The 16,064-nt window shown below is 70.8% G+C and carries 14 protein-coding genes; 8 read left to right on the plus strand and 6 right to left on the minus strand.

Features of this window, described 5'->3' with window-relative positions:
• Positions 1-86: 86 nt before the first annotated feature.
• Positions 87-1,184: a peptidylprolyl isomerase gene (locus tag VZL07_RS20290; protein ID WP_426749196.1), complete on the plus strand. Its 1,098-nt coding sequence runs from the start codon at positions 87-89 to the stop codon at positions 1,182-1,184.
• A gap of 3 nt (positions 1,185-1,187) precedes the next feature.
• Here VZL07_RS20290 and VZL07_RS20295 read toward each other — a convergent pair whose 3' ends face one another.
• Positions 1,188-2,036, minus strand: a complete 849-nt coding sequence (locus VZL07_RS20295) for a lipase (RefSeq protein ID WP_426749197.1) — start codon at positions 2,034-2,036, stop codon at positions 1,188-1,190.
• A gap of 283 nt (positions 2,037-2,319) precedes the next feature.
• Between VZL07_RS20295 and speD the strand changes: the two genes are divergently transcribed.
• The 7 genes from speD (at position 2,320) to VZL07_RS20330 (ending at position 10,602) form a co-directional block, all read left to right on the plus strand.
• Complete coding sequence (gene speD, locus VZL07_RS20300; RefSeq protein ID WP_426757333.1) at positions 2,320-2,649, plus strand: adenosylmethionine decarboxylase; 330 nt, start codon at positions 2,320-2,322, stop codon at positions 2,647-2,649.
• The gene (locus VZL07_RS20305; protein ID WP_426749199.1) at positions 2,646-4,541 is read left to right on the plus strand and encodes a DUF4178 domain-containing protein; all 1,896 of its coding nucleotides are present in this window, start codon (positions 2,646-2,648) and stop codon (positions 4,539-4,541) included. Before speD ends, VZL07_RS20305 begins: the two co-directional genes overlap by 4 nt.
• A gap of 32 nt (positions 4,542-4,573) precedes the next feature.
• Positions 4,574-4,735 carry a hypothetical protein gene (locus tag VZL07_RS20310; RefSeq protein ID WP_426749200.1) on the plus strand — a complete coding sequence of 54 codons (162 nt, stop codon included), beginning with the start codon at positions 4,574-4,576 and terminating at the stop codon, positions 4,733-4,735.
• A complete protein-coding gene (locus VZL07_RS20315) occupies positions 4,735-4,962 on the plus strand; it encodes a DUF350 domain-containing protein (protein ID WP_002635242.1) in 228 nt (75 codons plus the stop codon). Before VZL07_RS20310 ends, VZL07_RS20315 begins: the two co-directional genes overlap by 1 nt.
• A gap of 30 nt (positions 4,963-4,992) precedes the next feature.
• Positions 4,993-6,489: a polyamine aminopropyltransferase gene (locus VZL07_RS20320; RefSeq protein WP_426749201.1), complete on the plus strand. Its 1,497-nt coding sequence runs from the start codon at positions 4,993-4,995 to the stop codon at positions 6,487-6,489.
• Positions 6,480-8,114: an FAD-dependent oxidoreductase gene (locus VZL07_RS20325; protein ID WP_426757334.1), complete on the plus strand. Its 1,635-nt coding sequence runs from the start codon at positions 6,480-6,482 to the stop codon at positions 8,112-8,114. Before VZL07_RS20320 ends, VZL07_RS20325 begins: the two co-directional genes overlap by 10 nt.
• Before the next feature lie 130 nt (positions 8,115-8,244).
• Positions 8,245-10,602 (plus strand): arylsulfatase, encoded by a 2,358-nt coding sequence (locus tag VZL07_RS20330; RefSeq protein WP_426749203.1) that lies wholly within the window; start codon positions 8,245-8,247, stop codon positions 10,600-10,602.
• On the opposite strand, the gene VZL07_RS20335 is transcribed toward VZL07_RS20330, so the two are convergent.
• The 5 genes from VZL07_RS20335 to VZL07_RS20355 form a co-directional block, all read right to left on the minus strand.
• A complete protein-coding gene (locus VZL07_RS20335) occupies positions 10,586-10,891 on the minus strand; it encodes a hypothetical protein (RefSeq protein ID WP_426749204.1) in 306 nt (101 codons plus the stop codon). The two genes, VZL07_RS20330 and VZL07_RS20335, sit on opposite strands and share 17 nt — an antisense overlap.
• A gap of 73 nt (positions 10,892-10,964) precedes the next feature.
• Entirely contained in the window at positions 10,965-11,570 is a 606-nt protein-coding gene (locus tag VZL07_RS20340; protein ID WP_426749205.1) for a hypothetical protein, read from the minus strand.
• Between the two features lie 5 nt (positions 11,571-11,575).
• Positions 11,576-14,059: a hypothetical protein gene (locus VZL07_RS20345; protein WP_426749206.1), complete on the minus strand. Its 2,484-nt coding sequence runs from the start codon at positions 14,057-14,059 to the stop codon at positions 11,576-11,578.
• Between the two features lie 176 nt (positions 14,060-14,235).
• A complete protein-coding gene (locus tag VZL07_RS20350) occupies positions 14,236-14,556 on the minus strand; it encodes a hypothetical protein (protein WP_426749207.1) in 321 nt (106 codons plus the stop codon).
• Positions 14,553-16,031: a DUF6209 family protein gene (locus VZL07_RS20355; RefSeq protein ID WP_426749208.1), complete on the minus strand. Its 1,479-nt coding sequence runs from the start codon at positions 16,029-16,031 to the stop codon at positions 14,553-14,555. The genes VZL07_RS20350 and VZL07_RS20355 overlap by 4 nt, the downstream gene beginning before the upstream one ends.
• Positions 16,032-16,064 lie beyond the last annotated feature (33 nt).

The following is a 16,064-nucleotide window of genomic DNA, read 5'->3' on the forward strand; positions in this document are numbered from 1 at the left end:
GCGCCGCGTCGTCAGTCCCAACGCTCCGGGGGGCTTCGGTCCTCCCGGAGCGTTGTGCTATCCGAGGGGGAACGGAGCGAGAGACCATGACGACCCACGATGATTCGCAGGGCGGTCGCAAGAACGCGCGTTCACTGGCCGAGCTTCATGCGCTCGGCGTGATGAAGCGAATGCCGGCGGCGTTGCAGCTCGACCCCACGGAGCCCACGCAGCTTCCCTCGGTGGAGGCCCCTTCGCTGGAGGGGCTGTCGGTGGCCCGGGTGCCCCCCGCTCCGCTGACGGAGCAGGACCTCGTGGAGCGCTTCGACGCGCTCCGCCGCCAGCATGCCGATGCCCGTGAGCGCCAGCCGGGTGAGGCCGTGGCGCTGGAGGACGAGGTCCTGCTGGACGTGCTGGGCTTCGCCAACAACCGGCTGATGCCCTTCTCCGCCCGGGAGAACTGGTGGGTGCGCGTGTCGGAGGACCCGGTGCTGCCCGGCTTCTTCGAGGCCCTGGCGGGCGCGAAGGTGGGCCAGTCCTTCGGCATCGAGCTGACGCTGCCGGACACCTACCCCGTGGAGGCGCTGCGAGGCCAGCAGGCGCGCTTCCTCATCGAGGTGAAGGCGGCGCGCGAGCTGAAGCTCCTGGAGGACGACTCGCCGGAGCTGCTGTCGCGCCTGGGCCTGGGCTCCATCACCGACGTCATGCGCAAGCTGGGGGACGCGCTGGCCCAGGAGCGCGCCGAGGAGGCGGAGCGGCTCACCCGGGAGCGCGTCATGGACCTGCTGGTGGAGCGCACGCCGGTGGAGCTGCCCTCGGCCCTGGTGGACGAGGAGGTGCGCCGCCGCTGGGCGGAGGCCGAAAGGCCCATCCTCCAGCACAAGGACTTCCAGCCGGACGAGCTGCAGGAGGCGCTGGAGGGCTGGCTGAATGATCCGCTCACCCGCGCGGACGCCGTGTACCGGCTGACGCTGGCGCTGGCCCTGCGCGCCATCGCCGAGCGGGATGGCATCCAGCCGGACCGCGCGGCCACGGAGGCCATGCTGGAGGACCTCGCGGGCTTCACCGGCACGTCCCGGGAGGAGCTGGGGCGCGCGGTGAAGGAGGACGCCGCGCTGGCCCGCCGGCTGTATGAGATGGCGCTGCGCACCTCCGTCGTCGACCACGTGATGAAGAAGGTGACGCTGACGCCGGCCGCGGCGTGAGGGTCAGCGCGTCTCCAGCGCGAGCGCGACCATCACCTCGGTGACGTCACCGGGGTGGTAGCGCGCCAGTCCCGGAAGGCCGCGCAACGCGGCCTCCGCGTGGTCCATGTCATCCAGCCGCACCAGGCGCGCGCCGGGCACCTCCGCGTCCACCGCCGTCACCATGCCATCCGCCTGGTAGCCGTAGCGCTCGTGCAGGTAGCGCTGGAGCGGATACAGCGTGGAGAGGCGCGAGAGCCGCGACGTGGCCAGCGATACGGTGGGGATGCCGGCGGGGTAGGGGTGCTTGCGGATGAAGTCCTGCCGCTGGAAGTAGGACAGCTCCTCCACGGAGCGGGACACGCCGTGGAACAGCAGCGGGAAGGCGAAGTCGATGAGCCGCCGGAGCTCCGGCGTGGTGGCCAGGTCGTGCGCGATGGAAGAGCCGCCATACGGCGCCTGCAGCGTCACCACCGCCCGCACCACGCGGCGCAGCTCCGGGTAGCGCGCCAGCGTGGCCGTGCACTCCACGCCGCCCTTGCTGTGGCCCACCAGCACCACCGTGCGGCCGAAGTGCTCCGCGTCGAGCAGGGCTTCGCGCAGCACCGCCACGTTGTCCGCGAGCAGGCCCTCGGTGTCCACCGCCGCCTCGCGCACGTCCAGGCCCCGGCGCTCCAGGCGCTGCACGTTGTCCAGCAGGTAGCCGGGCAGCTCGTCTCCCAGCATGCCGCGCACCAGCAGGTACTGGTGGCGCTTCGCTTCATCCGGCAGCACGGGCTCGCCCTCGCGCACCTTCGCGAGCAGCGCGCGGAAGCGCGGCGTGACGTCCTCTTGCGGAAGCGGCACCGCCGCGCGCTTCAACCAGCCGGCCATGCCGGCGCAACCGGGGCCCCACCAGCGCTCGGCGGGAGGCAGGCCGCTCAGTGTGCGAGCGAGCCGCGATATGGCGCCGGGAGCCGGCGGCGTGGGCTGCGGAGGTGGAGGCTCCATCTGAAACGGCGTCATCTCTTAAGGCAGCGTAGCGGGAAGCGAAAGCGGGATACCAACGCGACGCGCGTTATTCGCGGGTGCGACTTGGAACCGTGCCTGAGGTTGAGCCCGTGATAAGAAGTCATCGGACGGGAGGATTCCGAAGCTGACCACCGGACAGGAATGGCTGGTTGACGCCAGCGGCTGCGCACCCGGCAGCCTCAAGGACGCGGCGGCGCTGGCGGCGCTCTTCGAGGAGCTCATCGTCGTGCTGGACCTGAAGGTCGTGGGCCAGCCGCAGTGGCACGTGTTCCCGGAGCCCGGCGGCATCACCGGCCTGACGCTGCTGGCCGAGAGCCACCTGGCCATCCACACGTTCCCGGAGCACGGCTTCGCCGCGCTCAACGTGTACTGCTGCCGTCCGCGCTCGCGCCCGGACTTCGAGGCGCTGCTGGCGCGTCACCTGGGGGCGACGTCGTGCGAGGTGCGTGAGCTGAAGCGGGGGGTGATGGCGTGACGCAGGGGAAGTGTCCATCGTGCGGTGCGATGGTGGAGTTCACCGCCGGCTCGGCCCAGGTGGTGGTGTGCGGCCACTGCCAGACGGTGGTGGCGCGCAAGGGCCTGGACTTCGAGTCCCACGGGAAGATTGGCAGCATCGTCCCCACCGACTCACCACTCCAGCTGGGCGCGGAGGGGCGCTACCGCAAGGTGGCGTACACCATCGTCGGTCACCTGCAGAAGGACCACGGCGAGGGGCCGTGGGACGAGTGGTACGTGGAGTTCTCGGATGGCCGCACCGCCTGGCTGAGCGAGTCCGAGGGCGCCTTCCACCTCATGTTCGCGGAGGGGGACGAGGAAGGCGTGGCGATGGGAGACCTCCACCCGGGTGAGCGGCTCCACCTGCGCGACCGCGCCTGGATTATCGAGGAGCGCGGCCATGGACGCGTGGTGGCCGCCGCGGGCCAGCTCCCCAGCGACGTGGACCCCACGCAGGACGCGTACTACGTCGACGCCACGGGCCCGAAGGGCGCCTTCCTCACGCTGGACTTCGGCACGCGCGGGCACACCCCCGAGGTCTTCATCGGCGAGGCGCTGAAGCTGGACCAGCTGGGCATCCCCGCTGGACAGCTCCGCCCCCGCGTGCGCAAGGTGGAGCTCCAGCAGGCGCGCTGCACGCAGTGCAACGGCCCGCTGGAGCTGCGCGCGCCGGACAAGACGCTGCGCGTGGCGTGCCCCTACTGCGGCGCGCTGCTGAACGTGCGCCAGGGCAAGCTGTCCTTCCTGCGCCTGCTGGAGAAGCCGGACCACGCGCCGCTCATCCCGCTGGGGGCGAAGGGCAAGCTGGATGGCGCGGAGTGGATCTGCATCGGCTTCCTGATTCGCTCGTGCACCGTGGAGGGCGTGCGCTACCCCTGGGAGGAGTACCTCCTGTACAACCGGGGGCGCGGCTTCACCTGGCTGATGAACTCCAACGGCCACTGGGTGTTCCTCAAGCCGCTGCCCGCGGGCGAGGTCTCCCTGGTGCCGGAGGTGTCCGCCTTCTACGACGGCCGCCGCTACAAGTGCTTCCAGAGCGTCACCGCCGTCACGGAGACGGTGCAGGGCGAGTTCTACTGGACGGTGAAGGCGGGGGAGTGGGCCCGGGCGACGGAGTACGTCGCGGCGCCGTACTCGGTGAACGTGGACGCCACCGACGATGAGGTGTCGTACACCCACGGCGAGTACCTGGCGCCAGAGGTGGTGAAGGACGCCTTCCGGCTGAAGGAGCCCATGCCGCCGAGCTCGGGCGTGGCGCCCAGCCAGCCCAACCCGCACCACGGTGGGCTGCGCTCCGCCCTCAAGTGGATGGGCATCTGGATGCTGGCGCTCTTCGTGCTCGCGAGCGTGTTCTCCGCGACCGCCGCGAACACGACGGTGCTGGAGCAGGCGGTGGTGGTGCCCGCGACGGCCAACTCGGGGACGCCCACCGCGATGAACTTCAGCGAGCCCTTCGAGCTGAGCAAGCGCGGCAACATGAAGGTGGAGATCAGCGCGGCGCTCGACAACGACTGGCTGGGCGTCCAGGGCGACCTGGTGAACCAGGACACCAACGAGGTGGTGAGCTTCTACGAGGAGCTGAGCTACTACCGCGGGACGTCGGATGGGGAGTACTGGACCGAGGGCAACACCTCCAGCAGCGCGTACCTGTCCGCGCTACCTGCGGGGACGTACGTGCTGCGCACGACGGCCTCGTTCACCCCCAAGTCGCCGCGGCCGGTGGCGCACACCTTCAACGTGAAGCTCACGCACGACACGCCCAACGCGAGCTGGTTCTGCTTCGCCCTGGTGCTGCTGGCGCTGGGCCCGCTGGTATCGGTGTATCGCTCGCACAGCTTCGAGACGCGGCGCTGGGCGGAGAGCAACGTCTAGGAGACGGTCGACATGCGTGACGGAGGCGCGTCATGAAGTGGTTTGGAGGACTGGTGCTGCTCATGTACGCGGCCCTGACGATGTCGGGCTGGTCTCCCTTCACGAAGGAAGAGCGGGACAAGGTACCGGGCAACGTCCGGCGTGGGCCGGGCGGCGTCCTGCTGTGGACTGGCGGCTACATGGGAGGGAAGTGATGTTGTTACTTGGCGTGGTGGTCAGCGTTCAGGGTGTGCTGGCGAGCATCATCTACTCGCTCATCGGACTGGCGGTGTTCGTGGCGGGCTTCTACGTCATCCGCCTCATCATGCCGTTCGACGTCCACAAGGAGCTGGAGGCGGACCAGAACACGGCGGTGGGCATCGTCATCGGCTCGTTCATCATCGGCCTGGCCATCATCGTGGCCGCGGCCATCAGCGGATGAGTGGCCCGTCCCGCGAAGTGAAGTGACGCCTTGAACAAGACGCTGCTGTACATCACCGTCATCGTCATCGCGACGTGCGGGCTCATCTACGAGCTCGTCGTCGGGGCGCTCGCGAGCTACCTGCTCGGGGACTCCATCACCCAGTTCTCCACCGTCATCGGCGGCTACCTGTTCGCCATGGGCATCGGCAGCTACCTGTCGCGCTATGTCGAGCGCGGGGTGGCGCAGCGCTTCGTGGAGGTGGAGCTGGCGGTGGCGCTGCTGGGCGGCATCTGCGCGCCCATGCTGTTCCTCACCTACACGCTGACGGACCTGTTCCGGGTGGCGCTGTACGGCAGCGTGATTGCCATTGGCGCGCTGGTGGGCATGGAGATTCCCCTCCTGCTGCGCATCCTGAAGGACCAGCTCAAGTTCAAGGACCTGGTCAGCCAGGTGCTGTCGCTGGACTACGTGGGCGCGCTCGCGGCCAGCCTCGCCTTCCCGCTGCTGCTGGTGCCCAAGCTGGGGCTGGTGCGCACCTCGCTGCTGTTCGGCGTGCTGAACGCGGCGGTGGCGCTGTGGAGCACCTGGCTGCTGGCGCCGCTGCTCGGCAACCCGCTGCGGCTGCGCGTCAAGGCGGTGGGGCTGACGGTGCTGCTGCTGGTGGGCTTCGTCCTGGGCGACCGGCTCACCACCTTCTACGAGGACCAGCTCTACGCGGACGAGGTGGTGCACGCCTCCAGCTCGCCGTACCAGCGCATCATCCTCACGCGGGGCAAGCGGGGCTTCTCGCTGTTCCTCAACGGCAACCTCCAGTTCGCCAGCCTGGACGAGTACCGCTACCACGAGTCCCTGGTGCACCCGGCCATGGTGCGCGCGGGCAAGGTGGAGAACGTGCTCATCCTGGGCGGTGGGGACGGCCTGGCCGCGCGCGAGGTGCTGCGCTACCCGGAGGTGCGCTCCGTCACCCTGGTGGACCTGGACCCGGCCATGACGGCGCTGGCGTCGCGCTTCGACGAGCTGGTGAAGCTGAACCGCCACGCGCTCACGGACCCGCGGATGCGGGTGGTGAACACGGACGCCATGCAGTTCCTCACCGAGGGCACCGCGCAATATGACGTGGTGGTGGTGGACTTCCCGGACCCGAACAACTTCGCGCTGGGGAAGCTGTACACCACGGGCTTCTACAAGCTGCTGAAGAAGCGCATCGCCCCGGACGGCGTGGCGGTGGTGCAGAGCACCAGCCCGCTGTTCGCGCGGCGCTCCTTCTGGTGCGTGGAAACGACGCTGAAGGCCTCGGGGTTCTGGACGGAGCCGTACCACGCGCTGGTGCCGTCGTTCGGCGAGTGGGGCTACGTGCTGGTGGCGCACGAGGCGCCGGGCCGGCACCGGCCGCTGCCCGAGGGGCTGCTCTTCCTGGATGACGCGACCATGGAGTCGCTCACCCAGTTCCCACCGGACATGGGACCCCTGCCCGCGGAGGTGAACCGGCTGAACAACCAGGTGCTGGTGCACTACTACGAGGCGGAGTGGCAGCGGTGGAACTGACGCGGCGGGAGCTGGTCGCCGCGTTCCTGGGTTCCGCGGTGGCGGCCAGCGCGTGCCGGACGTCCCAGCCGCGCGGGCGCGTGCCGGGCGCGGTGGTGGACAAGGCCGTGGAGGTGGGGCACCAGCTTCGCGGCGGGCCGCTGCCACGGGCGGACGTCGTCGAGCCCGTGGAGGTGCTGGTGGTGGGCGCGGGCGTGGCGGGCCTGTCCGCGGCCTGGCGGCTGGCGGGCGCGGGCGTCCGCGGCGTGCGGGTGCTGGAGCTGGAGGCGGAGCCGGGAGGCACGTCGCGCTCGGGCCGCAACGCCGTGTCCGCGTATCCCTGGGGCGCGCACTACCTGCCGGCGCCGCTGGAGGACCGGGGGCCGGTGGTCCGGCTGCTGCGGGAGATGGGCGCGGTGTCCGGCGTGGACGACGCGGGCCGCCCGCACTACGAGGAGGCGCTGCTCATCCACGAGCCGGAGGAGCGCTTCTTCTACCGGGGGCACTGGTACGAAGGGCTGTACCTGCACGCGGGCGCCAGCGCGGAGGACCTGGCGGAGCTGCGGCGCTTCGAGGCGCGGATGAATGGCTTCGCGGCGGCGCGAGACGCGAAGGGGCGCAGGGCCTTCGCGGTGCCGTCCGGCCTGTCCAGTGACGACGCGGAGTGGACGGCGCTGGACGCGCTGAGCATGGCGGCGTGGCTGGAGCGTGAGGGCTTCCGCTCGGCGCGCCTGAGGTGGGTGGTGGACTACGCGTGCCGGGACGACTTCGGCGCCACCGCCGAGCACATCTCCGCGTGGGCGGGCATCTGGTACTTCTCCGCCCGGCAGGACGGCCAGGGCGAGCGCAGCGAGGGCTACCTGAGCTGGCCCGAGGGCAACGGCCGGCTGGTGCGGCAGCTGGCGTCCGCGCTGCCGTCCGGGGCGTTGGAGCGCAACGTGCTGGTGCACACGGTGGAGCCCGTGGAGGGCGGCTGCCGCGTGGACGCGGTGGAGGCGGGCACGGGCCGCCCCAGGGCCTTCCTGGCGCGGCAGGTGGTGCTGGCGTGCCCGCGCTTCGTGGCGGCGCACGTGGTGGCGCCGTGGCGGCGCGAGCGGCCCGCGTGGCTGGGGGCCTTCAGCTACGGGCCTTGGGTGGTGGCGAACCTGACGCTGTCCTCGCCGCCGCGCTCACGCGGCTTCCCGCTGGCCTGGGACAACGTCTTCTACGAGAGCCGCAGCCTGGGCTACGTGGTGGCCACGCATCAGCTGCTGCGTCAGGACGAGCAGGGGCCCACGGTGCTCACGTGGTACCTGCCCATGGACGGCGCGGACGTGAAGGCCGAGCGCGAGAAGGCGCTGTCCGCCAGCTACGCGGACTGGGAAGCCCTGGTCATGGCGGACATGCTGCCCGCGCACCCGGGCATCGCGGCGCAGGCGCAGCGCCTGGAGGTGCAGCGCTGGGGCCACGCCATGGTGCGGCCGACGCCGGGCTTCATGTGGGGCGAGGCGCGCAAGGCCGCGGCGGAGAGCCTGGGGCGCACGCTCCACTTCGCGCACTCGGACCTGGGCGGCATGGGCCTGTTCGAGGAGGCCAACTGGTTCGGTGTGCGCGCCGCGGAGCGTGTGCTGGCGGAGCTGGGCCGGCGCGAGGCGAGCTGGCTGTAGCCGGGCACGCGGTGCCCTGACTGCTCGTGCCCGCCTGGAGGACAGGGGGCAGGGTCGGCACGCATGCGCATCTCCCTCCAGGAGGACACGGGGCACGTTCATTCCCGGGCGTCCTCGTGGAGGCCGCGCGATGTCGCTCAAGGAATACCCGCCTGGGACCGCGTTCCCCGGCATCATCGGACGGACGGATGAGGAGTCCACGCCCGCGTGGCCCGCCCCGCTGCGCGCGAAGCCGGGGGCGCCCAACGTCCTCTTCATCGTCCTGGATGACACGGGCTTCGGGCAGCTCGGGTGTTACGGCTCGCCCATCCGCACGCCGAATCTGGACCGGCTGGCTGAAGGAGGGCTGCGCTACAACAACATGCACACCACCGCGCTGTGCTCTCCCACGCGCTCGTGCATCCTCACCGGCCGCAACCACCACTCCAATGGCATGGCCGGCATCACGGAAATCTCCGTGGGTTACCCGGGCCGCAACGGCACCATCCCCTTCGAGAACGGCTTCCTGTCGGAGATGCTCGCCGGCCACGGCTACAACACCTACTGCGTCGGCAAGTGGCACCTCACGCCCGCCGAGCAGACGAGCGCCGCCGGGCCCTACTCGCGCTGGCCGCTGGGGCGCGGCTTCGAGCGGTACTACGGCTTCCTCGGCGGCGACACGCACCAGTACTACCCGGACCTCGTCCACGACAATCACCAGGTCCGCCCGCCGAAGACTCCCGAGGAGGGATACCACCTGACGGAGGACCTGGTGGACCGGGCCATCGGCTTCGTCGCCGATGCGAAGCAGGTGGCGCCCGACAAGCCCTTCTTCCTCTACTTCTGCACGGGCGCGATGCACGCGCCCCACCACGTCCCCAAGGAATGGGCGGACAGGTACCAGGGCCAGTTCGACGACGGCTGGGACGCCTACCGCGAGAAGGTCTTCCGGCGTCAGCTCGAGCTGGGAATCCTGCCGCCGGGCACGCAGCTCTCCCGGCATGACCCGGACGTGCAGGCATGGGACAGCCTGTCGCCCGAGGAGCAGCGCCTCTATGCGCGGATGATGGAGGTGTTCGCGGGCTTCCTGGAGCACACGGACCACCACATCGGCCGGCTCCTCCGGTTCCTGGAGGCGTGCGGCGAGCTGGAGAACACGCTCGTCATGGTCATCTCCGACAACGGTGCCAGCGCGGAGGGTGGGCTGCACGGCTCCGTCAACGAGCTGAAGTTCTTCAACAACACGCCGGAGTCGCTGGAGCAGAACCTGGCGGCGATGGAGGACCTGGGCAGCCCTCGCTACTTCAACCACTACCCCTGGGGCTGGGCCTGGGCAGGCAACACCCCGTTCAAGCGGTGGAAGCGCGAGACCTACCGGGGCGGGACGTCGGACCCCTTCATCGTCCACTGGCCCCGTGGCATCCAGGCTCGCGGGGAGATTCGCTCGCAGTACTGCCACGCCATCGACATGGTCCCCACGGTGCTGGACTGCCTGGGCCTCGAGCCGCCTGCGGAGATTCGCGGCGTCACGCAGTCACCCATCGAAGGCGTCAGCTTCAAGCACACCTTCCAGGACGCGGACGCGGAGAGCCGGCACCACACGCAGTACTTCGAGATGTTCTGCCACCGCGCCATCTACCATGACGGCTGGCGCGCGGTGTGCCCGTTCCCCGGGCCCTCCTTCACGGAGGCGAAGGAGCCCTTCGGCGCGGCGCGCTTCACGGAGGCGCGGCTGCGTGAGCTGGATGCCCACGGCTGGGAGCTGTACCACGTGGCGGAGGACTGGACGGAGACGCGGGACGTGGCCGCCCAGGAGCGCGACAAGCTCATCGAGCTCATCGCCCGCTGGTACGTCGAGGCGGGACGGTACAACGTGCTGCCGCTGATAACGCCGTCGCTGGCGCTCTTCACCGTCGAGCGTCCGCAGCTGACCCGTGAGCGGCAGCGCTACGTCTACCGACCCAATACCTCTCCCGCGCCGGAGAACGTGGCGGTCCACGTCCTCAACCGCGCCCACGCCATCACCGCGCAGGTGGAGGTGCGCGATGGCGTGGAGGGCGTGCTGCTCTGCCATGGCGGGACGACGGGCGGATACTCGTTCTTCATCAAGGACGGGAAGCTGCACTACGTCTACAACTTCGTGGGAGAGAAGGAGTTCCACCTGGAGTCCGCCGTGGACGTCCCGAAGGGGCACGCGGAGCTGCGCTTCGAGTTCCAGCCCACGGGCGCGCCCGACGTGTCCGCGGGCAAGGGCACGCCGGGGCTGGGACGTCTCTTCATCAACGGCGACCTGGTGGCGCAGAGCGACATCCCGGAGACGATGCCGCTGCTCATCAGCCTGGGCGAGGGGCTCACCTGCGGCCGGGACGAGAACTCTCCCGTGAGCCACCAGTACCAGGCGCCCTTCGCGTTCCGGGGAGGACAGCTCGTCGAGGTGGTGGTGGACGTGTCCGGCGAGCACCTCCATGACGCGGAGACGGAGGCGGGCACGCTCATGGCCCGGCAGTAGGCGTGGGCGCCGATGACGGGCGCAGGGAGACGATGACGATGTCGCCTCTGCGCCCCAGGGCCACCAGCTCGCTCGGGCTCGGCACCACGGGATGCCGGACGCCTCCGCCGCCGACGCCGTCCGGGAAGTACAGCGCCCGCTCCTCATCCACGTAGAGCACCGGGACATGGCTGCCCGCGGACTCGATGCCGGCGGGCGCGAAGACGTGGACCGCATGCGCGGGTGGGGCAGGGGCCCATGGGGCACACCCGGCGCTCACGGAAATCAGCACGAACAGCAAACGGCGCATGAAGGAACTCCGTGCCCTCGGCGTGGGGCCGGGCACTCGAGAAAGGTCCACTGAGCGGAAGCCGCCGCCCTGCTCAGGGAGGACGGGTGACGGCACAGCGCCCCGAGGCGCCGCGTGAGAGGTCCTCGGCCACCGAGCGCAGCACGGTGCCCGTGAGGCTGGGGCCGTCATCTCCCGGTGCTTGCTTGCCTTGCGTGAGCCAGGCGGCGACGCGGCCGAGGCTTGCCGCCGTCACCACCTGCAGCCGGACGCTGATGCGCACCTCGAATCGCGCGTCCGGCTCGGGCCGGTCCTCCAGTGTCAACGCCACGCGCTCCAGCGTCAGGGCGGAGGCCCCTCCCGGCAGGGGCCGCCCATCCAGCAGGTATTCTCCCTTCGCGAAGGCGAGCACCTGCGTCAGGCGGGTGGCATCCACCCGCGCGTCGAACCAGACGGTGTTGCGCCGCCAGAGCGTCAGCTCCACCTCCAGCTTCCCCGCCATGCCCAGCCGCACCAGCCGGTCCAGGTCGGGGGAGATGACATGGAAGGCCTCGGGCCGGACCATGACGCGCCGCCCGGACAGCGTGGCGGTGCAGGTGACGCGAGGCTCCTCGGCACGGACGGCGGGCGCGAGCAGGCCCGCCACGGCGATGAGCGCCGTGCCGAGTCTCTGTCTCGCGCGTGTGAGCGACCGTTCCATGAGGCTCAGAAGGGACGCTGGAAGAGCAGCCGCGCCTCGGGAGACGCTGTCGCGCGCTCATCGGTGCGCCACGCGACGTCCAGCCGCACGGTGTCGCCCAGGTGGAGGCTGGCGCCCAGGCCGACCCGGGCGTCCGTCCAGACGGTGTCCGCGCGCACCGTGCCCACGTCGGCGAAGAGGCCGAAGGCTTCCCATCGATACTCCGCGGAGGCGAGCACGGACACGTCGCCGCGGTACTCCTTGAAGCCGTAGCCGCGCAGCGCCGTCCACCCGCCCAGGGCTTCGCGCTTCTGCTCGGGCAGGTCGTTGCCGCCCGCGGTGCGCATGCGCAGCGACACGCCCGAGTCCCAGCCGGTGGGTACGTCCAGCGCGAGGTCGCTCACCAGCTTCCAGAAGCGCTGGTCTCCACCCGCGCTTCCCGGGCCGTTGCCGACCTCCAACGTGAGCAGGCCCCGGAGCGACGCGCGGTGCTCCCAGTCATCGTCCCGGTCGAAGAGCGACGTCTCCGGCGTGCGGAAGAGCGAGCCCACCTGCGCGGACGAGGGCGCGCCGCTGGCGTACTCCAGGCGCAGCACCACGGACTCGAAGCGGCCCTCGGTGACGGGCGCATTGGGGAAGGGGGCCGAGTCGCGCCGGAACAGGGAGAAGGGAGGCGCGAAGCTGCGCAACGTCTCGTAGCGGTCGTTGCGGTACTCGACGCCCGCCAGCCAGTCCTCCGCCCACCGCCAGGTGGCGAAGGCGGTGATGCCCTTGCGGCGGAAGTAGTCGCGGTCCGGCCGGTTGATGAGCGCCGAGTAGAGGGACGAGTCGATGTCGCCCAGCCGCCACCGGTCCAGCGTGTCGGTGAAGTCGTAGGCCTGCGCGCCCAGCTCCGCGAGCCCCACCACGGGCACCTGCAGCTTGGCTCCGCCCAGCATGTTGATCCGCCGTTGCCGCCGCGTGCCTTCCGGGTCATCCGGCAGGCGCTGCCCGCCCCAGCGCAGGGGGATGGTGAGGGCCGCGTCCAGCGTGCCGTGCACACGGTCCTTCGGGTCCCAGAAGCGGAGCCGGCCCGACAGCCCCGGCGAGAAGCCCGTCACCTGCGTGTGGAGGGGCAGGAAGTCCACGTCGAAGTCCGGTCGATGCGGGCGCATGTGCACCACCAGCCGCTTCCCTTCGAGGGTGATGCCCTCCGCGTCGTGGCGGCCGTCCCACCATTCGGCGAACTTCCGCCAGCTCAGCTCGAACTCCACCTTCTCGTGATGGCGCCGCCGGGAGCGGGGCTCCTCCTGCGTCTGGTAGGTCCGGCTGCCATTCGGCTCGCGGGCTTCGATGATGCGAGCGCGCCGGGCCCGCGTGCTCTCGGTGTCATCCACGCCCGCGGGCTCCAGGAAGGGAAGCCGCGACTCCAGCCGCTCCATGGCGCGCTTCGCGTCGCTGCGGAGGAACACGGTGCCGGGCTTGAGGTCGAGCGCCTCCTGCACGCGCGCGGCGATGTCCGCGTCCACGCCCCGCACCTCCACGGCCTCGAGCCGACCCTCGTCCACCGTCACCACGAGCCGGCCATCCGGTGTCCAGACGGCGGACAGGCTCGCGAGCAGGTAGCCGTCATCGCGCAGGTCCTTCAGCGCGCGCTCCAGCCCCTGCGCCACGCCGCCCAGGAGGATGCCGGGCCGCAGCGTGTCCCGCTCCAGTCGCGCCACCCAGTCTCGGGGCGGGTAGGGCGGCGGGCAGGGACGGACGATGGACAGCGTGCCGCGCTGGGCGTCGACGCGCAGCGTGGCGGTGAACGCGTCGTCGTCCTCGTCCTCCGTGGAGAAGGGGTGGGGGAGGCGGAGCAGCGTTTCGAGAATCTCGCTCGGCTCGATGTCCTGGAGGCCCTCCACCTCCACGGTGGTGATGACGGGGTTCTCCTCCAGGTGGATTTCCAGCACCGCGGGCTGCGGTGGCTCGGACACCCGCACGCGAGGCTCCACGCGCGCGAACAGGCCCGAGCGCGCGAGGCGGCGGAGGAATTGGTGGGCTTCGCGTCCGCTCAGCAGGGCCTCCGAGTCCGCGCGGGGCGCGCCGATGAAGGCCCGCACCTGCTTCTCCGTCAGCCAGTGGAGCCCGTGCAGCTCGATGCGAGCGGGCGTGAGCGGACGCCCATCCACGGTGAGCTGGAGCGGAGCCAGGACGCGGGCGTCGCCGAAGTCGTCTTCCTCGTCCTCGAAGTCATCGGGACACGACTCCCGCGTGTCGTCCGAATCGCGTGCGCGGTCGTGCGCCACGGCGGACGGGGCTGGCTCAGGGCGCTCTGGCGCAGCGGCCTCACGCTTCGCTTCCGGGTGCGAGAGCGCGGGGGCGGGGTCGGTCGTTCCGGGGGACGTCGGTGGTTGCGGCTCGGCGGAGGTGGGAGGCGTCGCCGATGGGGTCTCGCTGCCGGGCGCGGGGGACGGTTCCGTCGTGGGCGTGGACTGCGCGAGCGCCGCGACGGAGAGGAAGCAAAGAAGGAGCGCGATGCGGTTCATGCACGAGGGGAGAGCACGTGCCGTTCCAGCAGGAGGCGCTGGGCAAATGCTCGAAAGGACGAGGACCGGGCAGCCGCGTCGATGTCAGGGACACATCCGGATGTGAAACCGTGATGTGATACTGACATCGCCCGCGGCGATTGCACGCGCCCTCGCGCTGCGTCCCTCGGTGGACCTCAGGAGTCGCGGCCAGTGAACTCGGCCTCGTGCTCCGCCCACCAGGACAGCCACCCGCGCCGGGTGGCGTCGAGGTTCCCCACGACACCATCGCCGAAGGTGGTGACGCCGGTGATGCGCCGCAGGGCGGCCCCCCAGAAGAGGCTGCCCTCGCGGTAGCGCTCGACGATGAGCGGCACCGCCGGACGCCCCAGCGCGACGAGCGCCTCGAAGCTGGGGTGGTTCACGAAGACGAGGGGGTTGGACGCCTCGCGGTGCTCGGCGCAGTGGGCCTCCCAGGCCTTCGCGAGGCTGTCGAAGCGGGCACCGACGTCGCTCATGAGGCATTCACCGGGGACTGGCGGGGACGCACGTAGACGCGCACCGGCTCACCATACGAAGGGCCGCTGAGGTCGTCAGCGCTGTTGTGGCGGATGAGGGGCTGGGTGCCAATCTTGCTCGTGAAGCGGCCCTGTTCGTCCATCAGCGCGCCGTGCGTCACCTCGATTTCGCCCGAGCCCGTCTTCCGCTTCAGGCCGTAGATGACGACCTTCTCGAGATTCGGGTCGTGGCTGAGGTCCACCTCGTCCAGGGGCTTGAAGCCCTGGTCCGCGTACAGCTTGTCGAAGTCCTCGACCTTCGTCCCCGGCCACACCCACTCATCGCGGACGCCCAGCGTCCAGGCGATGCAGTTGTAGCGCTGCGTCGACGGGCCGATGCCCACGAACTTGTCCTCGGTGAGGTTGGGGAAGCTCTTGCTGCGGAGCATCTCCGCCTTCCAGGACGGGTCCGCGTCGTCGCGCGCGGGGGCCACGTCGAAGCGGAAGTTCTGCCCGAAGGACGAGTCCCAGCCCGTGGCGCCTTCCCCCTGGCCCTTGAACCAGAGCGACACCTCCGTCGCCTCCAGGGGCACCCTGAGCGAGGGCATGAACATCACCCCGGGCTTGCCTGCCTCGTCCGGCGTCACGGTGAGCGGCACCTCGATGGGGGGCTCGCCGTTGAAGGACACGAAGGCTGCCACACCGGAGGGGGACTTCCCGATGAGCTCCGCGAGCCGGTCCTTGTCGTAGGCAAGCTTCAGCGTGTCCCCGGCGCGAATCGAGCCCTCGACCTCCGTCTTCCAGTCGTCCGAGAAGACGACGGTGGCGGCCTCCGGCGGGGCCACGGCCGCGTCGTAGCTGGGGTCCCACTGGTTGCTGACGCGGCCGCTCGCATCCGTGGTGCGGATGGACATGCGCACCAGGCCGAAGGCGTCCGAGGGGAGCTGGAACGTCGCGGGCGTCGTGTTCAGCCGGCCGGTGCTCGCGTCCCGCGTGCCGTCCGTGAGGGGCACGGTGGCCTCCTCGCCGCCCGGCACCATGCGCCACACCAGCTCCACCTTCTCCGCGGACTTGGAGACGCGCGACGGGTCGAGGGTCACCGTCATCGGCTTGCTGGCCTCGGCGTGGAACGAGGGGCCTCGGCCGCTGCCGGTGGGAAGGGCCACGGTGCCCTGGCCCTCCACGAAGGCCGTCGCGCTGCGCTGGGGAGTGCCGAAGTGCGCGGCGTAGCCGGAGGCGGAATGGAGCTCGGGCTGGAGCGTGGCGGCCTTCGAGGCCGGCAGGTCCACGCGGGCCGGCTGGGCGCTCGCGCCGGTCAGCAGCGTCGCGCGGGCCCCCTGCTTCGCGCCGCCACGCGCTTCGAACTGGTCGACCTGGGCCCGGGTGGCGGGCGCGCCCTGGGCCGACGCGCGTCCGGCGCGCTCCCGCTCCGAGGGGGTGGCCGCGGGCGCGGGCGGGGTGGGCACGAAGGTGGAGCGGCCGATGCGGTTCGACATGGAGACAACACTCCCGGTGGGGGCGGCCCTGGG

Origin of the sequence: Pseudomyxococcus flavus (assembly GCF_050038885.1) — a bacterium.
GTDB classification, from domain to species: Bacteria; Myxococcota; Myxococcia; order Myxococcales; family Myxococcaceae; genus Myxococcus; species Myxococcus flavus.

Coding starts and splice junctions, on each gene's coding strand:
- VZL07_RS20355 (WP_426749208.1), bottom strand. CDS start 16,031: ATGTCGAACCGCATCGGCCGCTCCACCTTCGTGCCCACCCCGCCCGCG.
- VZL07_RS20335 (WP_426749204.1), bottom strand. CDS start 10,891: ATGCGCCGTTTGCTGTTCGTGCTGATTTCCGTGAGCGCCGGGTGTGCC.
- VZL07_RS20345 (WP_426749206.1), bottom strand. CDS start 14,059: ATGAACCGCATCGCGCTCCTTCTTTGCTTCCTCTCCGTCGCGGCGCTC.
- VZL07_RS20340 (WP_426749205.1), bottom strand. CDS start 11,570: ATGGAACGGTCGCTCACACGCGCGAGACAGAGACTCGGCACGGCGCTC.
- VZL07_RS20315 (WP_002635242.1), top strand. CDS start 4,735: ATGTTGTTACTTGGCGTGGTGGTCAGCGTTCAGGGTGTGCTGGCGAGC.
- VZL07_RS20290 (WP_426749196.1), top strand. CDS start 87: ATGACGACCCACGATGATTCGCAGGGCGGTCGCAAGAACGCGCGTTCA.
- VZL07_RS20310 (WP_426749200.1), top strand. CDS start 4,574: ATGAAGTGGTTTGGAGGACTGGTGCTGCTCATGTACGCGGCCCTGACG.
- VZL07_RS20330 (WP_426749203.1), top strand. CDS start 8,245: ATGTCGCTCAAGGAATACCCGCCTGGGACCGCGTTCCCCGGCATCATC.
- VZL07_RS20350 (WP_426749207.1), bottom strand. CDS start 14,556: ATGAGCGACGTCGGTGCCCGCTTCGACAGCCTCGCGAAGGCCTGGGAG.
- VZL07_RS20295 (WP_426749197.1), bottom strand. CDS start 2,036: ATGGCCGGCTGGTTGAAGCGCGCGGCGGTGCCGCTTCCGCAAGAGGAC.